Source organism: Sphingobacterium sp. UBA6320, assembly GCF_002440335.1.
Taxonomy (GTDB): Bacteria; Bacteroidota; Bacteroidia; order Sphingobacteriales; family Sphingobacteriaceae; genus Sphingobacterium.
In genome coordinates this window covers 33,752-57,830 of the sequence record NZ_DJTA01000031.1, presented here as the reverse complement: position 1 = coordinate 57,830, position 24,079 = coordinate 33,752, and the positions used below count along the sequence as shown (strand labels likewise).

17 protein-coding genes are annotated in these 24,079 nt (G+C 33.8%); 9 read left to right on the top strand and 8 right to left on the bottom strand.

Annotated features, from left to right (window positions below):
• Positions 1-137 precede the first annotated feature (137 nt).
• The 3 genes from B3P23_RS20165 to B3P23_RS20155 all read right to left on the bottom strand — a co-directional run bounded on the left by B3P23_RS20165 (position 138) and on the right by B3P23_RS20155 (position 3,403).
• Entirely contained in the window at positions 138-941 is an 804-nt protein-coding gene (locus B3P23_RS20165; RefSeq protein ID WP_094772671.1) for a hypothetical protein, read from the bottom strand.
• Positions 942-1,313: 372 nt separating this feature from the next.
• Positions 1,314-2,837: a bifunctional ADP-dependent NAD(P)H-hydrate dehydratase/NAD(P)H-hydrate epimerase gene (locus tag B3P23_RS20160; protein ID WP_045754663.1), complete on the bottom strand. Its 1,524-nt coding sequence runs from the start codon at positions 2,835-2,837 to the stop codon at positions 1,314-1,316.
• A gap of 71 nt (positions 2,838-2,908) precedes the next feature.
• Positions 2,909-3,403: a hypothetical protein gene (locus B3P23_RS20155; protein WP_293929050.1), complete on the bottom strand. Its 495-nt coding sequence runs from the start codon at positions 3,401-3,403 to the stop codon at positions 2,909-2,911.
• A 333-nt stretch (positions 3,404-3,736) separates the two neighbouring features.
• Here B3P23_RS20155 and B3P23_RS20150 point away from each other — a divergent pair, with 333 nt between their 5' ends.
• The 8 genes from B3P23_RS20150 to B3P23_RS20115 all read left to right on the top strand — a co-directional run bounded on the left by B3P23_RS20150 (position 3,737) and on the right by B3P23_RS20115 (position 13,640).
• Positions 3,737-5,092, top strand: coding sequence for a WG repeat-containing protein (locus tag B3P23_RS20150; protein ID WP_293929048.1), 1,356 nt, complete (start codon positions 3,737-3,739; stop codon positions 5,090-5,092).
• A gap of 151 nt (positions 5,093-5,243) precedes the next feature.
• Positions 5,244-7,502, top strand: a complete 2,259-nt coding sequence (locus tag B3P23_RS20145; RefSeq protein ID WP_293929046.1) for a tetratricopeptide repeat-containing sensor histidine kinase — start codon at positions 5,244-5,246, stop codon at positions 7,500-7,502.
• Positions 7,502-8,131 (top strand): response regulator transcription factor, encoded by a 630-nt coding sequence (locus B3P23_RS20140; RefSeq protein WP_248753481.1) that lies wholly within the window; start codon positions 7,502-7,504, stop codon positions 8,129-8,131. Before B3P23_RS20145 ends, B3P23_RS20140 begins: the two co-directional genes overlap by 1 nt.
• A gap of 159 nt (positions 8,132-8,290) precedes the next feature.
• Positions 8,291-8,977: a hypothetical protein gene (locus B3P23_RS20135; RefSeq protein ID WP_045754659.1), complete on the top strand. Its 687-nt coding sequence runs from the start codon at positions 8,291-8,293 to the stop codon at positions 8,975-8,977.
• 4 nt (positions 8,978-8,981) lie between these two features.
• Positions 8,982-10,970, top strand: coding sequence for a hypothetical protein (locus B3P23_RS20130; protein ID WP_293929043.1), 1,989 nt, complete (start codon positions 8,982-8,984; stop codon positions 10,968-10,970).
• A 6-nt stretch (positions 10,971-10,976) separates the two neighbouring features.
• Positions 10,977-12,242: a hypothetical protein gene (locus tag B3P23_RS20125; RefSeq protein ID WP_293929041.1), complete on the top strand. Its 1,266-nt coding sequence runs from the start codon at positions 10,977-10,979 to the stop codon at positions 12,240-12,242.
• Between the two features lie 190 nt (positions 12,243-12,432).
• Entirely contained in the window at positions 12,433-13,089 is a 657-nt protein-coding gene (locus tag B3P23_RS20120; RefSeq protein ID WP_293929039.1) for a DUF1801 domain-containing protein, read from the top strand.
• A 35-nt stretch (positions 13,090-13,124) separates the two neighbouring features.
• Entirely contained in the window at positions 13,125-13,640 is a 516-nt protein-coding gene (locus B3P23_RS20115) for a MepB family protein (protein WP_293929037.1), read from the top strand.
• Positions 13,641-14,052: 412 nt separating this feature from the next.
• Here B3P23_RS20115 and B3P23_RS20110 read toward each other — a convergent pair whose 3' ends face one another.
• Positions 14,053-16,266 (bottom strand): NADP-dependent isocitrate dehydrogenase, encoded by a 2,214-nt coding sequence (locus B3P23_RS20110; protein WP_293929035.1) that lies wholly within the window; start codon positions 16,264-16,266, stop codon positions 14,053-14,055.
• Between the two features lie 214 nt (positions 16,267-16,480).
• Positions 16,481-17,125: an NAD(P)H-binding protein gene (locus B3P23_RS20105; RefSeq protein WP_293929033.1), complete on the bottom strand. Its 645-nt coding sequence runs from the start codon at positions 17,123-17,125 to the stop codon at positions 16,481-16,483.
• Positions 17,126-17,429: 304 nt separating this feature from the next.
• On the opposite strand from B3P23_RS20105, the gene B3P23_RS20100 reads away from it, so the two are divergent.
• Entirely contained in the window at positions 17,430-17,702 is a 273-nt protein-coding gene (locus B3P23_RS20100) for a hypothetical protein (RefSeq protein WP_045754652.1), read from the top strand.
• Between the two features lie 44 nt (positions 17,703-17,746).
• On the opposite strand, the gene B3P23_RS20095 is transcribed toward B3P23_RS20100, so the two are convergent.
• The 3 genes from B3P23_RS20095 to B3P23_RS20085 all read right to left on the bottom strand — a co-directional run bounded on the left by B3P23_RS20095 (position 17,747) and on the right by B3P23_RS20085 (position 24,074).
• Positions 17,747-19,642 carry a DUF3857 domain-containing protein gene (locus B3P23_RS20095; RefSeq protein WP_293929031.1) on the bottom strand — a complete coding sequence of 632 codons (1,896 nt, stop codon included), beginning with the start codon at positions 19,640-19,642 and terminating at the stop codon, positions 17,747-17,749.
• A complete protein-coding gene (locus B3P23_RS20090; protein ID WP_248753473.1) occupies positions 19,639-21,642 on the bottom strand; it encodes a DUF3858 domain-containing protein in 2,004 nt (667 codons plus the stop codon). Before B3P23_RS20090 ends, B3P23_RS20095 begins: the two co-directional genes overlap by 4 nt.
• 245 nt (positions 21,643-21,887) lie before the next feature.
• The gene (locus B3P23_RS20085) at positions 21,888-24,074 is read right to left on the bottom strand and encodes a DUF4954 family protein (protein ID WP_293929027.1); all 2,187 of its coding nucleotides are present in this window, start codon (positions 24,072-24,074) and stop codon (positions 21,888-21,890) included.
• Positions 24,075-24,079: the final 5 nt, after the last annotated feature.

The window sequence follows — 24,079 nt, the reverse complement described above, 5'->3', positions numbered from 1 at the left end:
AATAAAGATATTTCTGTTGGGCACAAAAATAAGTAGGGTGTTGACAACTGTATGTCAGTAATTGCTTTTATAGCTAAAAAAAACATAAAAAAACCCTATCTATCTCGATAGGGCATTCTCTTACGATCGATGATAACTTATTTAACTTCTTTATCATCAAGCGCTACGGCTGCTGCACCTAATACCGCAACACCGCCAAGCAATAGTGCATTTTCACCTTTTATTTTTCGATAAGCCATCATGTCTCCTTTCTCGGTATAATATTCGAACACATTATTTAAAGACATAGCTCCTGTTTGAAACAATGTTTGGGCATAAAATTTTTGTTCTGTCGTCTTTAAGATCATTTCATTATTGTTCAAAATGGAATAACTCAAAAAGCTTCTTAATATATACGGAGAGTTATCTTCATTAAATTTAGCTTCTTTCACCTGATATTGATTTCCATTCATCCCATACCGGGTTGCCTTTTGTTTTTTAGCTATTGTAACGAATTCTTTAATATCCTTTCGCAAATCAAAATAACTTCCGTCAACATAAGCATGTGGAGGTATCAATAATACATCTTTAGGGAGTGTTGCTGTTCCCTTAAAATATCCATACGTATAATCATCATTAAAAGTACTCATCTGATTCACTTGTCCTTTCATATTGATACGACCATCAGCATAGCTATTTGCTTTACCATTAATCACCAAAGCTGAGTTTTTTAAATCCCAAACGATCGGATTATTTGATTTATTTTCTACTTTAACGTAAATCTCGCCGTTTTTACCTGCAAAAGAGTAATGAACAGCTATTGTATCATTTGAATATAGAAAGGTGCTACGATCTTGATCTTTTTTACTATTGACACTATTAACAGTCATTAAGTAGTTAGAAGAACAGGCTGACAAAAAGAGTGCGGCACATACGGGAATAAAAGTTTTATAAATCTTCATCTTCAATAAATGGTTAATTTTTAGCGGATATTCATTAATATAGTCCCTTGATAGGTTCTATTTATTGTTTTCTAATATATCACTAATATTTAAAATAAGCAATTGTGGAAGGGTCTATTCTTAGATAAAATTGCTTATGATAATCAATGTCCTGAATATATCAACTTGCAGGTATCAGCATCGGGTATACAAGCTAATTTTATAAAAAACACCCTTAATATTTGGGAAAGTATAAAAGTTATCCATTTTACGGTGTACCAGCTCGGAGATGGGCGATTATATTGATTGGACAATCGTATTCGATTAGCGGAAATTATTACTTAATAATTTGGTAGTATAAACAGCTTAAATAATTGCGGTTAATCCTGTTATTTATCTAGATATTACAGATCCATTCTTTTCTAACTCAAGAAACGCATGAGGTAAAAAAGATATGATGTCAGATGGCAAGAGGCTATACTTTCCAATAGATGGCACTGCTATATCTGCTGCTCTACCATGTATGTAGACGCCCAATATTAATGCCTGCTGTGGTGGATAGCCTTGACCTAGCAATGCGGTTAATATACCCGTTAAAACATCACCGCTTCCGCCGGTTGCCATACCCACATTCCCTGTACTATTAAAAAAAATCGTTCCATCTGCCATGACCATAGCGCTATTTGCACCTTTGACCAAAATATGCAATTGATACTGATGTGCAAATTTTTTCACTTTTTCTAATTTATCCCAATCATCAGCCCAAGTCCCAATGATCCTGCTCAATTCTTTTGGATGTGGGGTCAAAATACTATTTGGCGGTATGGCACTCCACCATTCAGAATTGATTGCTAATATATTCAAGGCATCAGCATCTACTACTATAGGTTGATCACTGATGCTTTTTAAAAATTTTGAAAATGCCTTAACCGTTTCTACTGCAGTCCCCAAACCTACTCCAACTCCTATTGCTTGATAAGACGATAGTTGGGGTATATTGGTGATGTAGCTACTGTGATCGTCCAACAACAACATCGCTTCGGGGACAGCCGTTTGTATGATGGTATTCCCGTTTAATGGTATATAAGCTGTGGCCAAACCACAGCCGCTACGCAATGCGGCCTTTAAAGCAAACTGAACCGCTCCCATCTTCCCTTTGCTACCGCCTATGATCAGGATATGCCCAAAATTGCCTTTATGTTCGAACCTTTTTCTTTTTTTGTAGGATGACCAGATGATATCTTCTGTGACATAGTTCATATTCGAGTCTTTAAGCTCAATAGCACGTGTACTCAATTGAATATCCAGCACTTGAAAGTCATCATAAAAACTTTGATTTTGTGGCATTAACAAACTGAGTTTTGGAACCTGAAAAGTATACACTAAATCTGCGTGAATAACTGGAGCTTTAAGGGAGGTAGGATGATCAGCCACTAAACCAGAAGGCATATCAATGGCATACACCACGACATCAGCTTGATTGATCTGGTTGCAGATATGGTTCCATTTTTCATTTAATTCTTCACGCAAACCAGACCCAAAAAGACAATCTAAAACAATGGTATCTTTAGGAAAAGCTAAATCATCTGTTTCAGAAAAAAATTGAATTCTTTTATCGGAAATCTTTTTTTGATTGATCAGATTATTACTGGAATAATCTGCTGACTTTACTAAATAAATGTTGACCTCTGCTAAATTATCATCCAAGATGCGTGCTAACACAAGTCCATCGCCGCCATTATTTCCTTTACCACAGATAATAGTAAAATGTTGATTGGCCATGTTCTGGTACCGTTTCTTTAATTCTAAAAAAACAGCGTGAGCCGCACGATCCATTAAATCTGAACTCGCTATATGCTGTTCCTCACAAGTTATAGCATCAATTTGAGCAATTTGCGCCGCAGAAAGAATTTTCATTTTATTCTAAATATGAACTAAATATAGGTGTAAAAATGATCAAATCTAAACATCAATTTTTTAAAATATCCTTATTTGATATCCAGCTTATTAAATTCTAATTCCAAATTGATCAATTCTGGTAATGCTTTAAAAGAGAAATAGGTAACACTTACCCATTCTCTTCTTTGCAAAAACAAACTATACACGCGTACACTATTGTGGATATGAAGTTTATACATGTCGATCCACTTGTCTTCACGATTGACATTATAATTCTCAAACTTTTTCTCTACTTCTTTGGCGATAGTTGCAAATTGACTTTCATCCAACTTGAGATCCTTTCCTTGCGTGACTGCCAACAACTGGGGTTGTGTCTGTTTATAATATACTTTTACTTGTTTACAAATCTTCAATACATCTTTGTTCTTGGAGTTTTTCTCCAACATTTGTGTCATCAACAATCCTTCAGTGCGCATAAAGACAATATCTCGAAGCGCCGACTCTTCCTCTGAAATCCGTTGGACTTGATTTGAGCAAGGATGCGAAAGTAATAATATGTAACAAAGTAATATATAAACTTGCATAATATGGAACGTCGTTGGATCGCATACAACTGTATATACTTTCAACAAACTACATGGCGCTATTGTTTACAGTTTATTATTTAATCACTACAAAGCAAGTCTCTATATCCCCATCATCTAAAAAGTCAAGCTTAAATTAATATATATTACGTGGCATAGAGTGACTGCAGACAGATCGCTTATCTTAAAATATCGCTCCTAAGTAATTTGATAAAAACAAAAATTAAGAAGAACTAAAATAAATGCTATGGCAGCAATATCCAATATGGCTGCTATCAGGGATAAAAAAAGTGATACACATTAATCACCTTTGTGATCATACTTTAATATTATATGAAAAGATTAACACTAGCATGGATGATCGCATGCTTAACCAGCTGGTCAGCTTTAGCACAATCCAAAAAGGTTCTTCGTATTGATTACGGAATAAATACGGAGATCTCTGGAGATGACGGAATAAGTGATACGCAATTAAGAGCTTGGGTAAATCAGGATTTTATGCGCATATCCTATACGCACGATGAAAGTCACATCGAAATCACAGATAAAAAAAATTATAGATCATTTATATTAATTCCTCAAAACGAAGAATATTTAATTCTTAATGATGGAGATAAAAACGATTATAAACAAATTGAGATTGAATATATAAAGGGCCAGGATAATAAAATAGCCGGTTATACGTGCCAACTTGCCGTTTTAAATCTGGGTACTGATGAAGATACTAACGAAGAAATCAAATTGGAAGTTTACTATACCGAACAAATTCCTAATTTATTTTGGTCAGAGTTTAATTTTTTACATGTCTTACCTGGAGCACCATTATCCATAACCGTTTCTGGGAGTGGTTACGTTGCTACAAAAATTGAACATGAAGAATTACCTCAAGAACTCTTCGAAATTCCAGACCACTATACTCAAATGGAGGTCGATTCTGCAGAAGGATTTGGTGATACCCAGATAGCTGATGACCGCTTCGCCTTTACTGATGAAACAGGTGAGCGATATGGAGTACGTGATCAAAACGGAACAATTATTGTCCAACCAAAATATGCATTTGTAGCACCATATGTAGGTGATATATCGGTTGTAAATAATTCTTCAGACAAATTTGGTGCGATCAATTTAAGGGGGCAAGAGGTGATTCCTCTACAATATGATTTTTTAACCTATTCAGAAAAAGATCGTAAATTCCTTTATGGTCAACAGGATAAGTACGGTTTATTGGATGAAAATGGCAAAGTATTAATTAAGGCTAATTATGATATGATTAATTTCCCTGAACATGGTCTAATGCAGTTTACCAAAAATAATAAAAGTGGATATATTAATGAAAAAGAACAAGTAGTCGTCCCTGCGGTGCATGAATACATTATGGGACGTAATCAGCATTACTTTATTTCAACTCAAGGTCAATACTATGCATTATACAGCATTAAAGATAATAAGAAAATCGCAAACGGCTATGATTATATGGCTTTACCAGATGAAGGAACAACGTTCTTGGCTATGAAAAACGGAAAATATGGTTTTATTGACGATAAGGGTAAAACAACTATTCCTTTCAAATTTACAACTGCAATTGCCTTTTCAGATGGTGTGGCCATCGTGTCGGAAGATGAGGCTGGGGAAGACTTTTATTATATTAATACTAAAGGGGAAAAAATACCGGCTCTCGAGGCTGAATAATTTTAAATATTCACCTAATGATGTCCATAAAAATGAACGGTCAATTTTATCTACAAATGACATCTGTCATGCTATTTTGAGCAATTAATCGATACATGTTTATAAAAAATGATATCTTAGTCTCTTACAGAAAGATCCACAATGAATGCAAATGAAGAAGAGCATAATCGGTTTTGGCCAACAATTTAAAGAAATTCTACTTATTCTGATGTTGTGTTTAATCGTGACTGGTGCTGTTGCTCAAGAAATATTAGATAAGCTGAAGCAACAATATGAAAATACTCCTGCTTCGAATACGGAACGATTATATATAGCTGGTAAATATGCAAGAGCCTTATTTTTTAATCAACAAGAAGATCAAGCTGCCGAAATACTGAAAGAAAATATTCAGATAGCAGTTCGCTATCAGGATGGTCAATATGCTGCGAATCTGTATGCCATCGATGCAATGAACAATCGCATTGCCGAGCGTTTGAAGGAATCACAAAATAGTTTATCAAAAGCAAAGGAATTTGCTCACAAATCTAAGAATCAAGAAATCAAAGGCTATGTCTATTACTGTGAAGGCTGGCTATATGTGCGTAATAATAAAGAGGGTGAGGCTGTACGAAGTTTTTTACGTGCTATTAACTATTTTGACCAGTGCCATTCCTCTCCCACTCTAAGCTCGCGAAAATCATCCACTTACAAAGAGCTTACTTCAATATATGCGAATTGGAATGAATACCAATTGCAAGAAAAATATAGTTTACTTGCTTTAAATCTAGCCATTCAGCAAGATGATCCGATTGCTATATTTGATGCTTATATGCTTATGGGTTATATGTATGAGCAACGATATAGAGCGGATGAAACTAAGCAACAGTTGCGGGATCAAGCTGAAAAATACTATTTACAAGCGATCAATACCTATAGCCAAAACAAGAACAATATTCCATTCCCTTCAAACCTTTCTTTTGTTGCCAATAATTTGGCTCATCTTTATCTGACGTCTTATCCTGAAAGCTATCAAGATCAAGCGCTTCGATATGCTCAACTTGCTCAAAAGCAAGGTCTAAAGACGCAGCAGTACACCCACGTTGCCTCTGCCTATGGCATCATGGCAGAGATTGCCTTGAAAAATAAAAATTTTAAGGAAGCAAAGGCATATTTATTGTCGGCTCTTGTCGAGATCTCTAAAAGTAGTGTACCCGATCAAAATATCATCTTGAGTATATATGAAAATCTTTCTGAAATCGCGGAATCAGACCAAAATTTGACTGAAGCTATTCGCTACCACAAAGCGTATATGGAGACATTTAAATCCATTTATAATCAAGAACAATTAGAACTAGGTAAGCGATTAGAGGCTCAGTTTGACAAAGAAAGACAGCAACAACAACTGATCACCATGCAGTTGGAGTCTGATAAGAAGGAACAACAAATTAATTTGATGCAGACCATCGGTCTACAGCAAAAGCAAGCATTTGAAAACTTAAAGCTGCATGAGGAAAATCAAAGAAAGGAACTGGAGCTAACACAGTTGGAATCCGAGAAAAGAACTCAAGAATTAAAATTGTCTCGTCTTGAAACTCAAAGTCGTGCTCATGATATCATAAGTTTTAAAAATGAAATCTCTTATAAAGAAAAGATAAATAAATATTATGTAGTTTTAATGTTAGTTTTCTTACTGCTTTTCTGTTTACTTCTCTATGCTTATAAACAGCGATCCAAGAGTATGCGCCAGCATAAGGAACTGTACAATTTTTCGCTAGACAAAGAACGTCAAAACTCTAAAATATCTAACTTGACGGCTATGCTGGAAGGCCAAGAACAAGAACGTGGACGTATAGCAAGAGATCTACATGATGGACTAGGTGGTTTATTATCCAGCACTAAAATAAACTTATCACAATTAACGGATATGTTAGATTTCACCATGAAAGATGACATGCAAAAGTCCATACAACAATTGGATACTGCTGTGGAGGAACTCCGTCGTGTCGCTCATAATCTCATGCCTGATCTACTTTATAGATTTGGACTCCAGGAAGCACTGCAAGATTATGCAGCCCGTATGTCCAATGATTTTCTAGATATTGATGTACAATTTTTACACTATAAAAATCAGCTAACCAAAGAACAGCAGCTCTTGGTTTATCGTATTGTACAAGAACTGGTCAATAATTCAATAAAACATGCAGATCCAAAACAAATCATCATTCAGATTGTAGAAGAAGCTGATAGTTATTGCATCACTGTTGAAGATGATGGCCTTGGATTTGATATAAAACAGATCAAAGGAAATCAATCAGCAGGACTTTATAATATTCAATCTCGGATCGATTTTCTAAAAGGAAGATTCAGTATTCAATCTGAAATAAATCTTGGAACGAGTGTTGAGGTTTTATTTCCAAAAAATAAAAATTAATGATTAAAATAGCGATTACAGATGATCATCCCCTACTCTTAGAGGGGCTTAAAAATATACTCTCCAAATCAGAACTTTTGGAGGTGGTGGGTTGTTTTCCAGATGCTAATACGATGCATATTGCATTAACTAAAACACCTGTAGATGTACTTTTATTAGACATCAATCTGCCTGACGCAAATAGTATAGAATTGATAGCACCTCTTCGAATAAAATATCCTAAAATGCACATTATAATTATCAGCGTTCACAATGAATATGCGGTGATCAATAGTGTGCTACAAGAAGGTGCTCATGGATATATTCAAAAAAATGCTTCTGTAGAAGAAATTATCAATGGGATAGAACAAATATTAAAAGGAAACAAATTTTTATGTTCACAAACTAAAATTATTGTAGAGAAGAAAACTAAAGATGAACTAAAAATAGTTCCAAAATTGACGCGTAGAGAAAAAGAAGTACTTTTGGAAGCAGCATCTGGACTAACTACTAGCCAAATCGGAGAAAAATTATTCATTAGTCCGCATACTGTCGAAAGTCACCGGAAAAATCTCATTGAAAAATTTGGCTCAAAAAATCTAAGCTCAGTTATCAAATTAGCCATTGAATATGGACTCATACGTCAATAATCTTAATCTCGTCTAAAAACCACCATAATCAGGGATACTGAAAAGGTGTGTTAAAAACTATTTTTACTAATAAATATATTATATGAAATTATATACCAAAGTGTCGGATGCTATTTTATTGAAGAATTACATCTGGTTAAATCCTAAAAATAATTAAAAATGATCAAACTCAAATCGTTCTCACTACTATTTATCTTAATCTGTTGCTGCAGCTTACTCACGAGTTGCTTTGATTTTATTGAAGATATTAACCTGAATGCTAATGGATCAGGAAACATAAAGGCTACTCTTAATCTCAGCAAAAGCAGTACTAAGGTAGCGTCATTAATGAAACTAAAAAGTGTTAATGGTATTCAAATACCTACAAAGGACAAGATAAAGAGTGAAACTGAAGATATGATTCGTATATTAAAAAATACAGCAGGTATTAGTCAGGTACAATATAGTTTGGATTTTAATAATTATATCGCAACTGTGTCTTGCCATTTTGCATCAGTATCGGCATTAAATAACTTTAGTAAAGCACTTAGTACTCACTTTAAGAGTGCTTTGGGTAACAATAATAGCTATGCTTATAATGCTCATACAGGTACTTTCACCAGAACATATACACACTCTCCGGTTTTAAGTAAAGAATATGCACGTATATCTGAAACTGATCGAAAATATTTCAATGATGCTTATTATACCCAAATCGTACGATTTGATAAAACGGTCAAATCACAACAACATGCTTCGGCAAAAATATCAAGTTCTGCAAAAGCAGTCTTACTAAAACTAAAAGCAACTGATCTTGCTAGTGGAAAGGCCTCCCTAGCAAATACAATAACCTTAAATAATAAATAAATACATGAATTTAAAATACTTACCCTTGTTAGCATTCGCTGCTTTTTCAAGCATGCAAGCTACAGCTCAAGAGTTGACGAGCAAAATACCGTCTCAAGCTGACTTTGTTGTTGCCATTAATAATAAAGCTATTGTAGAACAGAGTTCTATGGAATTACTGAATGAGACCTTAACTAAATTAGGAGCTTTTGAAAAGTCAACAAATAACTTGGATTTTTCTATTAAAAGCCTGGAGGAATTAGATTTCGATTTAGATAAACAAGCATTTGTTTATCGGACCAATACGGATAGCTTATACTATATTGGTGTTTTAATTCCCTTGAAAGCAAACCACAAAGTCAATGAGCGTATGTTTTCACAATTTGATTTGCTTCCTATGTATAATGGCTATGAAAGAAGGGTTTCAAAAGACGGAAAGACACAGGTCGCATGGAATCAAGAAACCTTATTTGTTTTGACAGGTGATCTACATCGCAATTACTTTCAAATGAAAGAGGTGGCCGATCGCTACGGCTTAGATCTTGGTCTATATGGTGGCAGTAGTGATACTTGGCTATATGATGACACATTAAGTGCCGCAGATACTGCTGTAGCAGTTGAAGCTATTGCTACTGAAGAGGTATTACCTGATACCGTAAATATCTTAGAGGAAATTAGTGAAGCTACCGCCGAAGCTGAAATAGCTTATGCTGATACATCTGCTGTCATATCTGTTGAAGATTGGAATGATGATATTGATACGGTTGAAATGGATAGTTACGATGTTGAATCTGATTCATTATACCTTCTCAGCCAAGTCAGAGAAGCTAAGAATGATTCTCTTAAAAATAAACTATTTGGCACTTGGCTTACTAATGATTTTAACCATTATTTAGATCCTAAAAATAATCTGGGACAACATAAAGCAGTCAAGATCGCTGATCAAAAACATCTACTAAGGGTATGGATACCAAATCTGGATAAATTATATCAGGATGCCTTGCCTTACGACGTCTTAAAAATGGCTTACGGTGTTGATTTGAAAAATTTCAAATACGGCTACGAAGATGCTACATTTGATTTGATCCAAGATCAACATACGCTAAAATTGACTGGAACAGTAGGTGTAGATGCAGAAATGGCTAAAATTTTCAAAACGCTCTATAATAATAAAATTAATAAAAAATTCAGTCAATATATTCCTGAAAATCACTTAGCATATGCCTCTATGAATATCAGTACAGAGGGTTATCTAAAGCAATTACCAGCATTAATATCTCGTTGGTACGCACCGTTGGCAGGAGAATATGCTGATGTGGTAACTATAGCTGCGACCGCTTTAGAAATCGGATTAGATGAAAAGTCTATCGGTAAAGTAATGAAGGGTGATCATGCTTTCTTTCTAAACGATCTACAGAAAGTAACAAAAGATTATGTTACCTATGAATATGATGATGATTATAATTATAAAGAAATAACAAAAACAAAAGATGAATATGTGCCTAATTTCCTTTGGATGTTTACTTCTCAGGATCAACGGTTATATAAAAAAATCCTTGAATTTGCAGTAAAGAAACAAGAGGTAAGTTTGGAAAATGGTATTTATAAAATTTCTGAACAGAAAAAATTAGAACCAATCTATATTCTTTTTAAGCATGATATTGTATTTATAGGAAGTGATTTGGAACAATTAACTTCCATTGAACAAAATCGTTTTAAAACAAGTAGAAATATGAAAGTAAAAAAAGACATGTCTACTAATCCTTTTAATATGGTTGTTCATACCAATGCCATACCTGAAGTTGTCAATAAACTCGAAATTCCTGTTACCGCATCTCTGGAACAAACATTAAAAGATCTTTCTGCCTATGGAGATGTTCAAATTAAATCAAATCTTCATAAAAATCGCTTTTCAGGAGAATTTTCTGTGGAGTTACCAAAACAAGATAAAAATGCACTTCAATATATATTGAAGCATGTTATGAAAAATTTAGATCATAATATCAAAAACTAATTATAGATGAAAAGAATTGCAATAATCATCAGCTCCTTATTGTTTTTAATATGTGCACTTTGTTGGACAGTCTATATGGTTCGAAAAAACAACATTGAGAAGCAATATGTAAGTAAAGAAAGTACTTCTGTCTTATCTATCGCAGTTGATGATTTGTTATTGGATAATATATCATCCATGCTTTCAAAGGGTGATCAATCTCCTGATGTAAAGAGTAAGAAAACATGGATAAAAAGCCTTATTTTGGATGCAGGAATTTCAATTCCAGCCCGAATTTTTTTATTCAATACTGCCGCTAATAAAAATCAATTTTACGGTATTTTGGCTATAAAGAACTATGAAGATTGCTTTTCTTTTTTCGCCAACCATTATCCCAAAGGAATAAAATTCATAAATAAAGAAAAGGGTATAGTCAGTGTTATAATAGGAAAATATATCCAAATACTATTTGATCGAAATCATTTTATCTATAAGATAGCTTTAGATAACAGTTCAGAAAATGCAGATCTAGAATCTTTATTACAACATAGTCATACATGGACACAGATCGGTGATTTGAAAGGATTTGAGCACGTACTGTCAAAAAAGCATATTAACTATGTACAGAAAGACAAAAGCTTAAAAATTGAAGCATCAATTGGAAAAAATAAAACAGAAATTGATGGTGAATGGTTACTATCTCATGATATAGATCAGGAATTGCAAATCAGAGCTATGGACACCACAGATCAGACGCTTGCTTTCTGGAGTCTGGTTCATCTGAAGGATATTCCTATACTTGCGCATGTAATGAACAAGTATACTGGACTTAGTGAAGCACAGTTAGCTGATAATTATTCTAATTACTTTGATTTACAAGTAAAAGCTAATCCTATCACTCAAAGGGATACTTCAATTACTTACGAATACGATGAGGATTTTAATGCTGTTGAAGCAAAAAAGATCCAAGAGCTGCGTGTACCTCATATCATACAGGCTTGGAAATATAACAAATCGCTGGAAGAATCACTTCCAAATAATATGTTTTATCAATTCCATAAAATGAAAGCCGGCCAATATTTGTTACAGACAACTTCTGATAATTTGATCAATCAGATTGAGAGCAGACCCACATTATATCCTTTTTATTGTTTTATAGATTTTGAGACATGGCCAGAAGAATGGAAGTTATCTATATTTAAAAATTTGAAAGATAATAAAGTTCAGGCGACAATAATGACTACGCTACAGGATCAAAAGAAATTGTCCATAAAGGGACAAATCAATTATTAGTATAGCGGAACCGAATTAATATTTTGAAGATGATACAGTGTAGAACTATACTGTATCATTTTTTTTAGAAAAAGATCTACTTTTAAATCAAAACGATAGGAAGATCTTTTTTTTACAATTATATTAAGCTCTGGTAAAGTCTATTTATATTTGTACCATTACAATTATAAAATTAGCATCTGTTTCTATCATGAATCCTCAAGTAGATGAATATTTAAATAATAGCAAGACGTGGCAAGAAGAAATGAAACTTTTGCGTAGCATTGTACTTGACTGTCAACTCATGGAAACGTTGAAGTGGAAAACACCTTGCTATACATACAACAATAAAAATGTTGTTCTGATCAATCGTTTTAAATCCTATTGCGAACTTGGCTTTTTTAAAGGTGCGCTATTAAGTGATACGTACTCACTGCTGATGCAACATGGTGAGAACTCTCAATCTTCAAGAAGTATAAAGTTTACAAATGTTGCAGATATATTGGAGAAAGAGCCTCAAATTAAAGCATATATTTTTGAAGCTATAGAAGTTGAAAAAAGTGGATTGAAGGTTCTATTAAAAGAGACTTCCGATTTTTTAGTTCCTTTAGAATTTGAACAAAAATTAAAAGCAGATCCCATATTGACCGCTGCCTTTCAGGCCTTAACTCCAGGCAGACAACGAGCATATTTACTTCATTTCGCAGCGCCTAAACAATCTAAGACTATCCAAGCACGTATTGAAAAATATATTCCACGCATCTTGAAGGGAAAAGGCTTAAATGACTGTATCTGTGGTTTATCAAAACGCATGCCTTCCTGTGATGGCTCCCATCAGCTCCTACAGTCAACCTGTATCGAAAACTAACTTTTTCAAATAAAGTATAAATTAAATTTATTCCCTTGTTATATACTCAAATTGTCGATCCTAACTTACAAAAAATAGATCAATATGTCTTTCGGACTTGCGGTTTAGCAATAGCTAACTTAACACGAGAACTAGAAAGTCAAGAATATGCTGCTCAGAATTTTGAATTGATAAATCGAAAATTTAAATATAGGACAGCTAAAATAACACCGACAAAGACTGGGCAATTTGTTACCTTATGGCAGCGCACGACTGCTGGGATCATCGCTCCTTTCGAAATTAATGATCCTATAGACTTTTATATCATAGCAGTGCGAAAAGAATCTAATTTTGGAATTTTCATATTCCCAAAAGCCATTTTATTTCAAAAAGGCATACTTTCTGGAAATGGCAAAGAAGGGAAGCGGGGTTTTCGAGTTTATCCAAACTGGGATGTCGTTGAAAATAAACAAGCGCAGAAAACCAAAGATTGGCAAAAATTATATTTTTTACACCTACCTGAACATCAACAAATCGATCTCACAAGAGCAAAACATTTATTACAGATTTAAGTTGAGTCTTTTTAACAAATGGGTATTTTGGATAATATATTTTGAACTTTACATATATTATGTGTAAATTGTTAATACCATTATGTAGACATAATCGAATCATTATGCATCCATTCCGAAACAAAAACAGAGAACACACTAGTATCTATGCATATAGATGTTCTCCAGAAGTATCCTCTCACCCCTTTGTAAAAGTACAAGAAGGTGCACTTGGAAAAAACCAATTAACTTCAAACCACATTGAACTATTGGTAATGCCGATTGTCAAACCAGATGCTTTAGAACAAGTCCTATTAGAGATGAATTTACTTAAGAACAAAAATTAGCAGAGAATGATTACTTAGTGATGCTATTTCATAAAAAAAACTCCATTCATAATGAATGGAGTTTTTTATTTTATTGCAAAATCTTCTTACAAAGATGCGATTGCATTATTCAATGTTTCCGAAGGACGCATTGCTTTAGTAGCTAAATCATCATTAGGGAAATAATAACCACCGATATTTTGAGCTTTACCTTGAGCAGCAATCAACTCATCATTGATCTGCTTTTCATTTTCAGCTAATGCCTTAGCTAAAGGTGCAAATTTTGCAGCTAATTCAGCATCTTTGGTTTGCGCTGCTAAAGCTTCTGCCCAATAAGCTGTTAAATAATAATGAGACCCACGGTTATCGATCTGACCCACTTTACGTGCAGGAGACTTATCATTTGCTAAGAATTTTTCTGTAGCTACATCCAATGTTTCAGCCAAGACTAATGCTTTTGCATTATTTTGAGTTTGTGACAAGTGTTCTAAAGAAGCACCTAAAGCTAAGAATTCACCTAAAGAATCCCAACGCAGGTATCCTTCGTGCAAAAATTGCTCAATATGTTTTGGAGCAGAACCCCCAGCACCAGTCTCAAATAGACCTCCACCATTCATTAAAGGGACAATAGAAAGCATCTTTGCAGATGTACCTACTTCTAAAATAGGGAATAGATCGGTTAAGTAATCACGTAATACGTTACCCGTAACAGAAATAGTGTCTAAACCTTCGCGAATGCGATCTAAAGAAAATTTAGTTGCCTCTACTGGATTCATAACAAAAATATCCAATCCATTTGTATCAAAATCACCTAAGTATTTTTCTACTTTTTTGATAATCTCTCTATCATGAGCACGGTTTTCATCTAACCAGAATACTGCTGGTGTAGCAGACAAACGAGCACGGTTAACAGCCAATTTGACCCAGTCTTGGATTGGTGCATCTTTTGTTTGACACATGCGAAAGATATCACCTGTTTCAACCGTTTGCGCCATTAAAATATTTCCTTCATTGTCTACGACACGTATCGTACCATTTGCAGTAGCTTGGAAGGTTTTATCATGAGATCCATATTCTTCTGCTTTTTGAGCCATTAAACCAACGTTAGGAACTGAACCCATAGTGGTAGGATCTAAAGCACCATGCTCTTTACAATCTTCAATCGTTGCTTCATACACGCCGGCATAACAACGGTCTGGAATGATGGCAATCGTATCCTGAGACTTTCCTTCTTTATTCCACATTTGTCCCGAAGTACGGATCATAGCTGGCATAGATGCATCAACAATAACGTCTGAAGGCACATGTAAATTTGTAATTCCTTTATCAGAGTTGACCATTGCTAAATCCGGACCATTAGCAATAGCGGCATCAATAGCTGCTTTAACTTCTGATTCCTGCGGATTGCCCACAATTTTAGCCAATACTTCACCTAAACCATTATTTTTATTAATTCCTAAAGAATTAAACAATTCACCATACTTAGCAAATACATCTTTAAAGTAAACTTCTACGATCGCACCAAAAATAATAGGATCTGAAACTTTCATCATTGTTGCTTTTAAGTGAGCAGACAACAAAACACCATCAGCTTTGGCTGCTGCAATTGTATCTGCAACAAAACCTTTTAAAGCGGATAAGCTCATTACTGATGAATCGATTACTTCTCCTGCTTTTAATGGAGATAAACCTTTTAATTCAGAAATAGAACCATCGGTATTTACAAACTCTATTTTGAACTGTCCTTGATTTTGTACCGTAACTGATTGCTCGGTTTCATAGAAATCGCCATGAGCCATTGAAGCTACGCGAGTTTTTGAATCTGCAGACCACTCACCCATCGAATGTGGATTTGCTTTAGCATAATTCTTAACCGCCTTCGGTGCACGACGATCAGAGTTTCCTTCACGTAAAACTGGATTTACTGCAGAACCCAATACTTTGGCATACTTCGCTTTGATTTCATTTTCTTCCGCAGTTTCTGGATTGTCAGGAAAATTAGGAATTGCATAGCCTGCAGCCTGTAATTCAGCAATTGCGCCTTTTAATTGAGGAATAGAAGCTGAAATATTGGGTAACTTAATAATGTTAGCTTCTGGAGTGGTTGCCAACTGTCCTAATTCAGCTAAAGCATCAGCTACTTTCTGATCTTCGCTTAGTACATCTGAAAAGTTCGCCAAAATACGACCTGCAAGAGAAATATCTCTTAATTCAACATCGATATTAGCTGTTTTAGCGAATGCTTGTACAATAGGTAAGAATGAATAAGTCGCCAATAATGGCGCTTCATCTGTCTTGGTATAAATGATTTTAGATGACATAATTTTTTTATTGAAATCTTTTAACTTGCTTAAACAAAATTGAAATTAAAACGAACGGTTAGGTTGCTTCAAAATTCGCCTAAAGATAAGAAAATGAAATTTAAATCGCCACAAAAGGTTGAATTATGACGCTTGAAAGTAAAATATTGGCTCGACTGAATTAAATGAAAATAAGATGCCCTATATCCTATTACATGGAAAACAGATGTGCAGACTATTTGATGATTGCTTTTATATCTTTCAATTCTAATACCTGTCTAGCTTTTTTATATGTAAAAACACTTTCCAACATCGCTTTTGCAAGTAGTTTAGTTTTAATTGGGGCATATTGTTTAAAAATGCCTACTTTATTAAGAGTGGTAATGATTTTTAAGCCGATCTTTTCACCCAAACGATCTGAATGAGGTCGCTCAATAAATCCTGGACGCAAGATAGTGAGTTGTTGAAAGCCAATGTTTTTGATTGCGTCTTCTAAAGATCCTTTCATTCGATTGTAAAAGATTCGCGATTTTGCATTTACTCCGGCTGCAGATAGTAAAACGAAATGAGTAACTCCATTTTCAAAAGACATTTTCGCAAAATGAAAAGGATAGTCATAGTCAATATGCCACTGGGCTTCTTTGCTTCCTGCATCTTTTAATGTGGTTCCTAAACAAGAAAAGGCGACATCTCCCCTTATCCGATCTTGAAAAGAGAATAACTTATCAAAGTCAACAATAATCTCTTCTAATTTATCATGATATTCAAAATAAGGACGTCGCAATAATACCCGAACTTTACTAAATCGAGGGTCCACTAATAATTGTCGAACAAGTTCTCTACCTGTCGCTCCGCTTCCACCAATAACAATTGCTACCATATGCTAAAGATAATGATTCGTGAGCTATATTTTACTATGATATTAATTACTATGGAGATATATTATGGAAGATTTTCAAACGATTAAGCGCATTGATGACCTCGGGTGATCTCCGGTTCAAGTTGCTCAGATATGATTTTAAAAACATGAGATTAACACGTATGGAACAATTGGAACTTTGCTCAGTCAATCTATCCACACATGTTGACGATATAAATGATTACGCAGCCCTATCCCAATCGCCTGATTAATTTATATCGATTGAAATTTTGCTATCGGTGTACGAATACTTATGTTTGTAACTATGTCTGAAACTGAAAAAAACCCCTATCAATTGTTCAACAAAACAATTTGGTCTAATTGGAAATCTCAAGATGTAATCTGTATAAAAGTTGAAGAATTATCACAAACTAATGGAATTACATTCTTTGAACTTATTCCTGACTCTGAAATGTTAGATGCAGATACCGAAACCTTATACCCAATTGACTCAGAAGATGTTTTGGACATGTTTACGCCCGAAAAACATGTTAAATTTGTTGTACATGATATCTATATGGCAGATTTAGATGATTAACTAATGGAACCTCCAAAATTACGCTCCTTAGACAAATTTAAATTTTACATCGATTTTGTGATTACGGCTTTCTGCTTATCTGCCTGAACTATTTTTTTATAAAAGTCAACATACTCATTATATTTTTCCGGTGGATAAGTTTTATCGTTCATTTTCTGTGTTCTCTTGTAAAGGATAACACCATCCTTGAAAGTAAATGTAGCCGCATAGGTTCCAAATTCAGAGTCTATTGTAATATCTTTTGGTATAAAATCAACTTGATATCCGCTTGGTAATTCAAAATTAATTTCGTCAATGTCTTGATAAGCATATGGAACAGAAAAAAAAGTTTTCCTGTTTTCAATTTTAATTGGGACTGATTCCTTTCGGTTAACTTGATTGAGTAATAAAAATAACTTATCCCCCCCTTTGCTTAATAATGGTTTAGATTTAAATGCAATTTCTTCTTCTAATTCTGGCTTAGTTTTATCTTTCTGCTCACACTTATAATGTCCAAAAGTTTGGATGGGGATTGTACTGTATTCCAATACTTTTTTCTTTTGTTCGCTTGGTTCTAATAAAGTTGTTCTTAAATTATCTTCAAATTGAGAATTTCCATAGCGTGTATTGGTTAACACATCAATATCATTTTCATTATGAAATGTGATTTTAGTTTTACTGATTTGATAATTATCTTCAGCCGTGTAAACTGGTGTTTTTACAAGTACTCCACCCTCTTCAGTAATTAAAAGCACCTTTCTATTTGCATTTCCATAACCAATAAATCCCATTGGATAATAGGGACTCGTACATTCTAAATAGGTTGTATCGTTTTTTAACGGTACAGCCAAGATCATGTGATTTGCTTGACCGATACTTGAATATTGCTCATTTAAACTTGGTTTTCTATTACCTATCATGACTAAATGTGATTGTATTCCAACTTCATTTAGCATCGCCTTCATAAAATTAGATAATCCTTTACAATCACCGTAATTAATTGTCGCGACCTTTTCAGCGACTACTGGCTTAAACCCTCCAATACCTAACTGCACACTGACATAACGTGTATTTTGTTGCAAATAACGATACAAAATCGCCATCTTCTCATGTGGTGACTGTGCATTTTTGGTCAAATCTCGAATTTTAATTTTGAATGCATCCGGTAAATTATTTCCACCTGCATTAAGTTTATAGATCCAATATCCAAAATTTTTCCAGGTATCAAAATTACCACTAGACCCGTCGTATTCAAATACATTGGGTGATGCTGTGACCCAAGAAGAAACGTTATTGATCCCGACAGATAAAGGTTCTCTAGGTATAGCAGCAACGTGATTACTATTCCATTTATATAATGTTTTACCGGCAGTTGTGGTTGAATCTACTTGTAATCCCGAACGACTCAAATATTTCATTTGATAATTTTTATCTTTTTGAATCGTATAACTGGATTTTTCTACCGACATACCAAAATCTTTAATATCGCGCCATTGTGGAAAATAAAGTAATCCTTTAAAATCTTGGCAAAAACTATACTCTATTGTATATGGGTAGGTATTGCTAACAAATTTTAGCCTTTTTACTCTATTATCTTCAAAAATAGAAAAATCGGAAAGTAAACTTTGATCCTTAATGTCGGAATTTTTATATTCCTTAATTTTATTACCAGCGGCATCATAAAGTACAGCTTTAATATTGTAGATATTTGAAAATTTATCATACACTTCTTCCATTACAGCAAAATCATCACCTGCTTTACTAAATATAGTGGCTGTAATTTTATAATCATATTTTGCAGCATTTACACCTTTTATATCTAAAAATTGCTCTTCATTTCTGATCACAATTATGGCATCTTTTTTTAAGTCATCTGGAATTTTAGCGATATCCCAAGTTGATTGTCCCTTTAAAAAAAGACTACATATCACGAACATGATACTTAATGTATATTTCATCATATTTTTTTCTTTAATACAATTTTCTCAGCTTGTTTTTCAACAATAGCTGCAAATAATTCTTTCAAATCGAAATACTCTTCTGGACTGTAGGTTGATTTATTAATGTTGACAATACTCTTAATCAATAACGCCTTTCCTTCTGTCTGATAAGATATGGTAAATGATCCTACATTCTCGGGAAGTTTAAAAATTCCTCCTTTCGGAAGTTTATCAATTTCATAATCATCTGGGATCATAATTACAACACGGCAATTTTCCATAATAGGGTGAGCAAAATCCACAGGAAAAATTCGTTCTTCATGTTTCAAAAGATTTTCCTTGGTTTGCTCATAAAGCAATGGACTGAAATAGACTAGATTTCCAGCCTCTTCTACATGATCCTCTATTTCCACATCCATAGATTCAATAAACCGCTCATCTAAACTATCGAGATTTAAAATTTTGAAATTATGGAGTTCTAGTCCATTTTTACTCTTTTTCAAGTTTTTCAAATAATCTTCTTCATTAATGGCATTTCTATAGGCATTTCTCGCTGTTAAACCAGCATATCCATTGAAATAATTTGTTAGCGTTCCTTTAAGTTTGTTTTCCTTATCTAATGTTAACTGATAGACATGCATACTTTCATCTCCAAAGCTTGTTTCGGTACTAATCCATCCCCCACTTTTATCATTAACATTGATAAGAAATCCTTCGTGATTCAAATTTTCATAATGAATCATTCCAAATGGCATATCTTTAACTGTAGCATCAAGAAAGTAGACATTTCCTCCAATCTCTACTGCTGCTATAACATTATCAAATTTACTGATCACTGGATAACCAGGATGTTTACCATTTGAACGCGTACTGATTAATACAGGATAAGCATTAAATTTGGCCTCTCTTAGAAAATTGATTAATGCTAGATTTAGATCGGCTGAATTACCTGTTTTTTTCTCAAATATGGCTTTAGGATTTGTTTCGGTACTATAATAATGATAGTTTTGATTCCACTTTAGGTTATCCTTAATATATTTATAAATTCTCTTTGCGTTTTTCAGAGAATCATTTTCTAAAGATAGAATAGTCTTTAAATTATTTTTTGCGTAATTACCCTTATTTAAATATCCACCGAAATTATCATCATCAAGAATAGCATGAACAATCTTCGGCCATGATCCTGTATAGTCATTAAAAAATTGACCAGGAAAATTCGTTGATCGAAGTTCAAAATCAATTGATGGTCTGTAATCATCTAAATTAGATATAAAGGGCTCATCTTTTAGTGCAGGCATGTCTTGTGCAACATAACGATCCCGAGTAGCTGAAGATTGAACATTGGTGACATAACTTGCATTGACCTTTTCATGGACAGGGTGAGCGATATCATAATAACCACTTCTATTAAATTTATAATCAAAATACTCTGGAATAGTGACTGTGTATTCGGACCATAATGTTGGTATTTCACTTTGAAAGCTCCAACCGGGCAAATTAAATATAAAATCAGATTTGATCTTATATTTATATTCAATAATAGATCCCTCTTTTACATTAGGTAGTGTAAATTTCTTAAAAACAGTATTCTTATTGACTTCTTCCGTAAATTTTGAATCTTTATCAATTTTACTCGTTGTCATGACACCATCTACCATATTATAGGTAGCTGCACTCATAAATTCTAAAACCTCTTTGGATTCACTATTGCTTTTATGAAGACCAATAGAGTAATTTGCATAATTATAACCATTTTTGTTTAAGATTTTATAACGGATGTGCCTTTCATAAACATAAACAAATGATTTAGATATAGGACTTATCTCAAAGTAACAATTTCCGATATCAAATAATTTAATTGCTGATGCTGCTGAATCTATTCCTGATGCATTAATCAAAAAATCTTGTGGTAGAATTTTCCCAAATTTATATTCAAGTTTTTGATTTTTTTGTGCTTGAACACAATGAACCGTCGTGATCAATAACATCACAAGAGGTAATAATAATTTCTTATATGGCATTTTATTAAGAATTGGCTAGGCAAATATAAATAATAAAACGATATTTAAAGTTATTAAATATCGTTTTATTATTTAAGGTTTTCGTAAAAACTAGAAGAACCCATTAGCTATAGCTTAAATTCAATCCATCTGCCGATTTAAATATAATGCCTATATATAAATATATATAGCCATCAAGATAAAAAAAACGAATGATTCATCTTTTTTAAATTAACCTTATATGTAATTATTATCAAACTTATCAACTACATGGACAAGCTAATCAGGAGATCTTGTACACCATTTTCGAAAACTTCAAGTTCTTCACGTTGCTGCAAAATAAAGCTATTCTCGTCTAACTTACCTACCACTATATCCCTTTCCTCATCACTATTATAGACCATATTCCGAAATGGATTGACATAATCTTTTGCTCTACTTGCAAATATTTCATTGACCATCCAAGTGCGATGTAAAATTGCTTCGTGTAACCAGCTTTTTAACGTTTCAATAGTTATTGTTTCCCAAGTTTCACCAGTTATTTCCAATATAGAAGCAAAAGCATGTGATCTTTTGGATTCTAAATAAGATTTACTCAAGTCATGATAATATTTATGGACATCTTCCCACTCATCAATTTTACCTGATTTGATTTCGGACATCAACTGTTCAATGGCATCTTTTTCGATCAATTGCCCTCCAATATTTTCCCACTCCAAACGTTGACTATCTTTCATTTTAACTTTTAGTTGTTCGAAAGAATTATTCTTGAGAAAGTCAATGATATGAATGGATCCATAATATTGAATAAAACGTTTAAAAAGCGAATAGGCCTGTCCGACCTTCACTAGCTCTACTTTTCGCTTTGAATGCTCAAATCCACTTACCTCAATTGATGATGGTATTTCATGACTATCACCAGTTAATTTTGCCTTACCGTCAATAAGAATTTGTTCATGAGTTACATCACTCAATCTCGCATTATGATGTGAGCCGACAGCAAATTCTATTATACGTAACGAATTAAACAATTCATTCACCGTATCAGGACCAAGTATATCATACTCCAGATATTGATTTTTCAACAAGCGCTTATCTCTACTCTCGTATTTATTACCATTGCGGATTAGCGCATACATATTATACATAAACCAATAACCTGGAATGATGATCAATTTGTCATTTTTAACATCATTATTGATTAAAGAAAAAGGAATCTGAATATCTAATTCATGGGGGAAATCTCCTTTAACTAAAAGTGTATAGGACGCAAATCTTGAATTATGTTTTAAACTGACACACAAGCCTGGCCAAAATCCTCTTCCTGCTATAATTTCTCCATCGGCTGCTCGTGAATTATGGTTTGATCCAACTGTTGCCCCTGCAGCCATATTACTTTGCCCCATAACCACAGCTGCACATAGGAAGGAATTATTGTGGTGCTGCTCATGTGCGGGAAAAATTAAAGAATTAAGCACCTCACAGCATGAAATGGTGGAATTATCTCCCAAAAATGAATTAATAAGTCTTGCACCATATTTCAATTGTGAAAAAGATGACAAAATAAAACGTACAGCTTTAACTCCGTAAAAAATACGACAACCATAACCGACAATACCATTAACCAGCTCACAACCTTCTCCTATTTGAGTAAAGGCGTCGGGAGAAGAATTAATGGTAACATTTTTCAGTTTATTGATACCCTTAATATAGGCATCGGAACCTATATTCACATTTTTTATATTCTGTGAATTTTTAATGATACATCTGTCACCAATGACACTATAGGAACCTCTTGTTTTTGAAAATCTTTTTTCTGTAATTTCTTTAAATCTATTTTGCAATTGCAAATCTTGCCTATTACGCGTCCAAAGATAAGCATCAGCTGCCTGCATACCGTCAAAGGGCAAAATAGATCTCACACCATTTTCATTGCATAATTCCAGTGCAATTCTTAGGTCTTCAGACTCTCCTTCTCTCAAAATACCATTTCCAAACTTTGCTGTACTGCTAGTCTCCATCTCACTGATGTTACTTAAAATAACATCATTTCCAATGATAAAGTGTGACATATATCGGACATGGTGGATAGCTACGGCATCACCTATATCACAACTCACGATCGTACTATTGTATATTCCTGACTCTAACTTTAAATTGCGATATTCCAAATAAATCGGTTCCATAGCACCGATACGAACTAATCCAAAGAAATTATTATGCCTAATCTGATGGGGTATAAATGGATCACAGACCAATATATGTTCCCAACTATCCGCTCTGTTTCCATTTTCGATTAAAACAACAATCTCTTCTAATGTTAAGCTTCTATAATCAGATCTCGCATTTTGCTCAAACCGCTGATGATTTTCATCCTTCCCTTTAGGAATAAAAGCTGGGGGAATGAAATCAAAACCTAGGCGAACAATATTACCTTTTTTTATTTGACTCATATTTT

Coding starts and splice junctions, on each gene's coding strand:
- B3P23_RS20145 (WP_293929046.1), top strand. CDS start 5,244: ATGAAGAAGAGCATAATCGGTTTTGGCCAACAATTTAAAGAAATTCTA.
- B3P23_RS20160 (WP_045754663.1), bottom strand. CDS start 2,837: ATGAAAATTCTTTCTGCGGCGCAAATTGCTCAAATTGATGCTATAACT.
- B3P23_RS20150 (WP_293929048.1), top strand. CDS start 3,737: ATGAAAAGATTAACACTAGCATGGATGATCGCATGCTTAACCAGCTGG.
- B3P23_RS20140 (WP_248753481.1), top strand. CDS start 7,502: ATGATTAAAATAGCGATTACAGATGATCATCCCCTACTCTTAGAGGGG.
- B3P23_RS20110 (WP_293929035.1), bottom strand. CDS start 16,266: ATGTCATCTAAAATCATTTATACCAAGACAGATGAAGCGCCATTATTG.
- B3P23_RS20135 (WP_045754659.1), top strand. CDS start 8,291: ATGATCAAACTCAAATCGTTCTCACTACTATTTATCTTAATCTGTTGC.
- B3P23_RS20100 (WP_045754652.1), top strand. CDS start 17,430: ATGTCTGAAACTGAAAAAAACCCCTATCAATTGTTCAACAAAACAATT.
- B3P23_RS20085 (WP_293929027.1), bottom strand. CDS start 24,074: ATGAGTCAAATAAAAAAAGGTAATATTGTTCGCCTAGGTTTTGATTTC.
- B3P23_RS20165 (WP_094772671.1), bottom strand. CDS start 941: ATGAAGATTTATAAAACTTTTATTCCCGTATGTGCCGCACTCTTTTTG.
- B3P23_RS20120 (WP_293929039.1), top strand. CDS start 12,433: ATGAATCCTCAAGTAGATGAATATTTAAATAATAGCAAGACGTGGCAA.
- B3P23_RS20155 (WP_293929050.1), bottom strand. CDS start 3,403: ATGCAAGTTTATATATTACTTTGTTACATATTATTACTTTCGCATCCT.
- B3P23_RS20095 (WP_293929031.1), bottom strand. CDS start 19,642: ATGATGAAATATACATTAAGTATCATGTTCGTGATATGTAGTCTTTTT.
- B3P23_RS20090 (WP_248753473.1), bottom strand. CDS start 21,642: ATGCCATATAAGAAATTATTATTACCTCTTGTGATGTTATTGATCACG.
- B3P23_RS20125 (WP_293929041.1), top strand. CDS start 10,977: ATGAAAAGAATTGCAATAATCATCAGCTCCTTATTGTTTTTAATATGT.
- B3P23_RS20130 (WP_293929043.1), top strand. CDS start 8,982: ATGAATTTAAAATACTTACCCTTGTTAGCATTCGCTGCTTTTTCAAGC.
- B3P23_RS20105 (WP_293929033.1), bottom strand. CDS start 17,125: ATGGTAGCAATTGTTATTGGTGGAAGCGGAGCGACAGGTAGAGAACTT.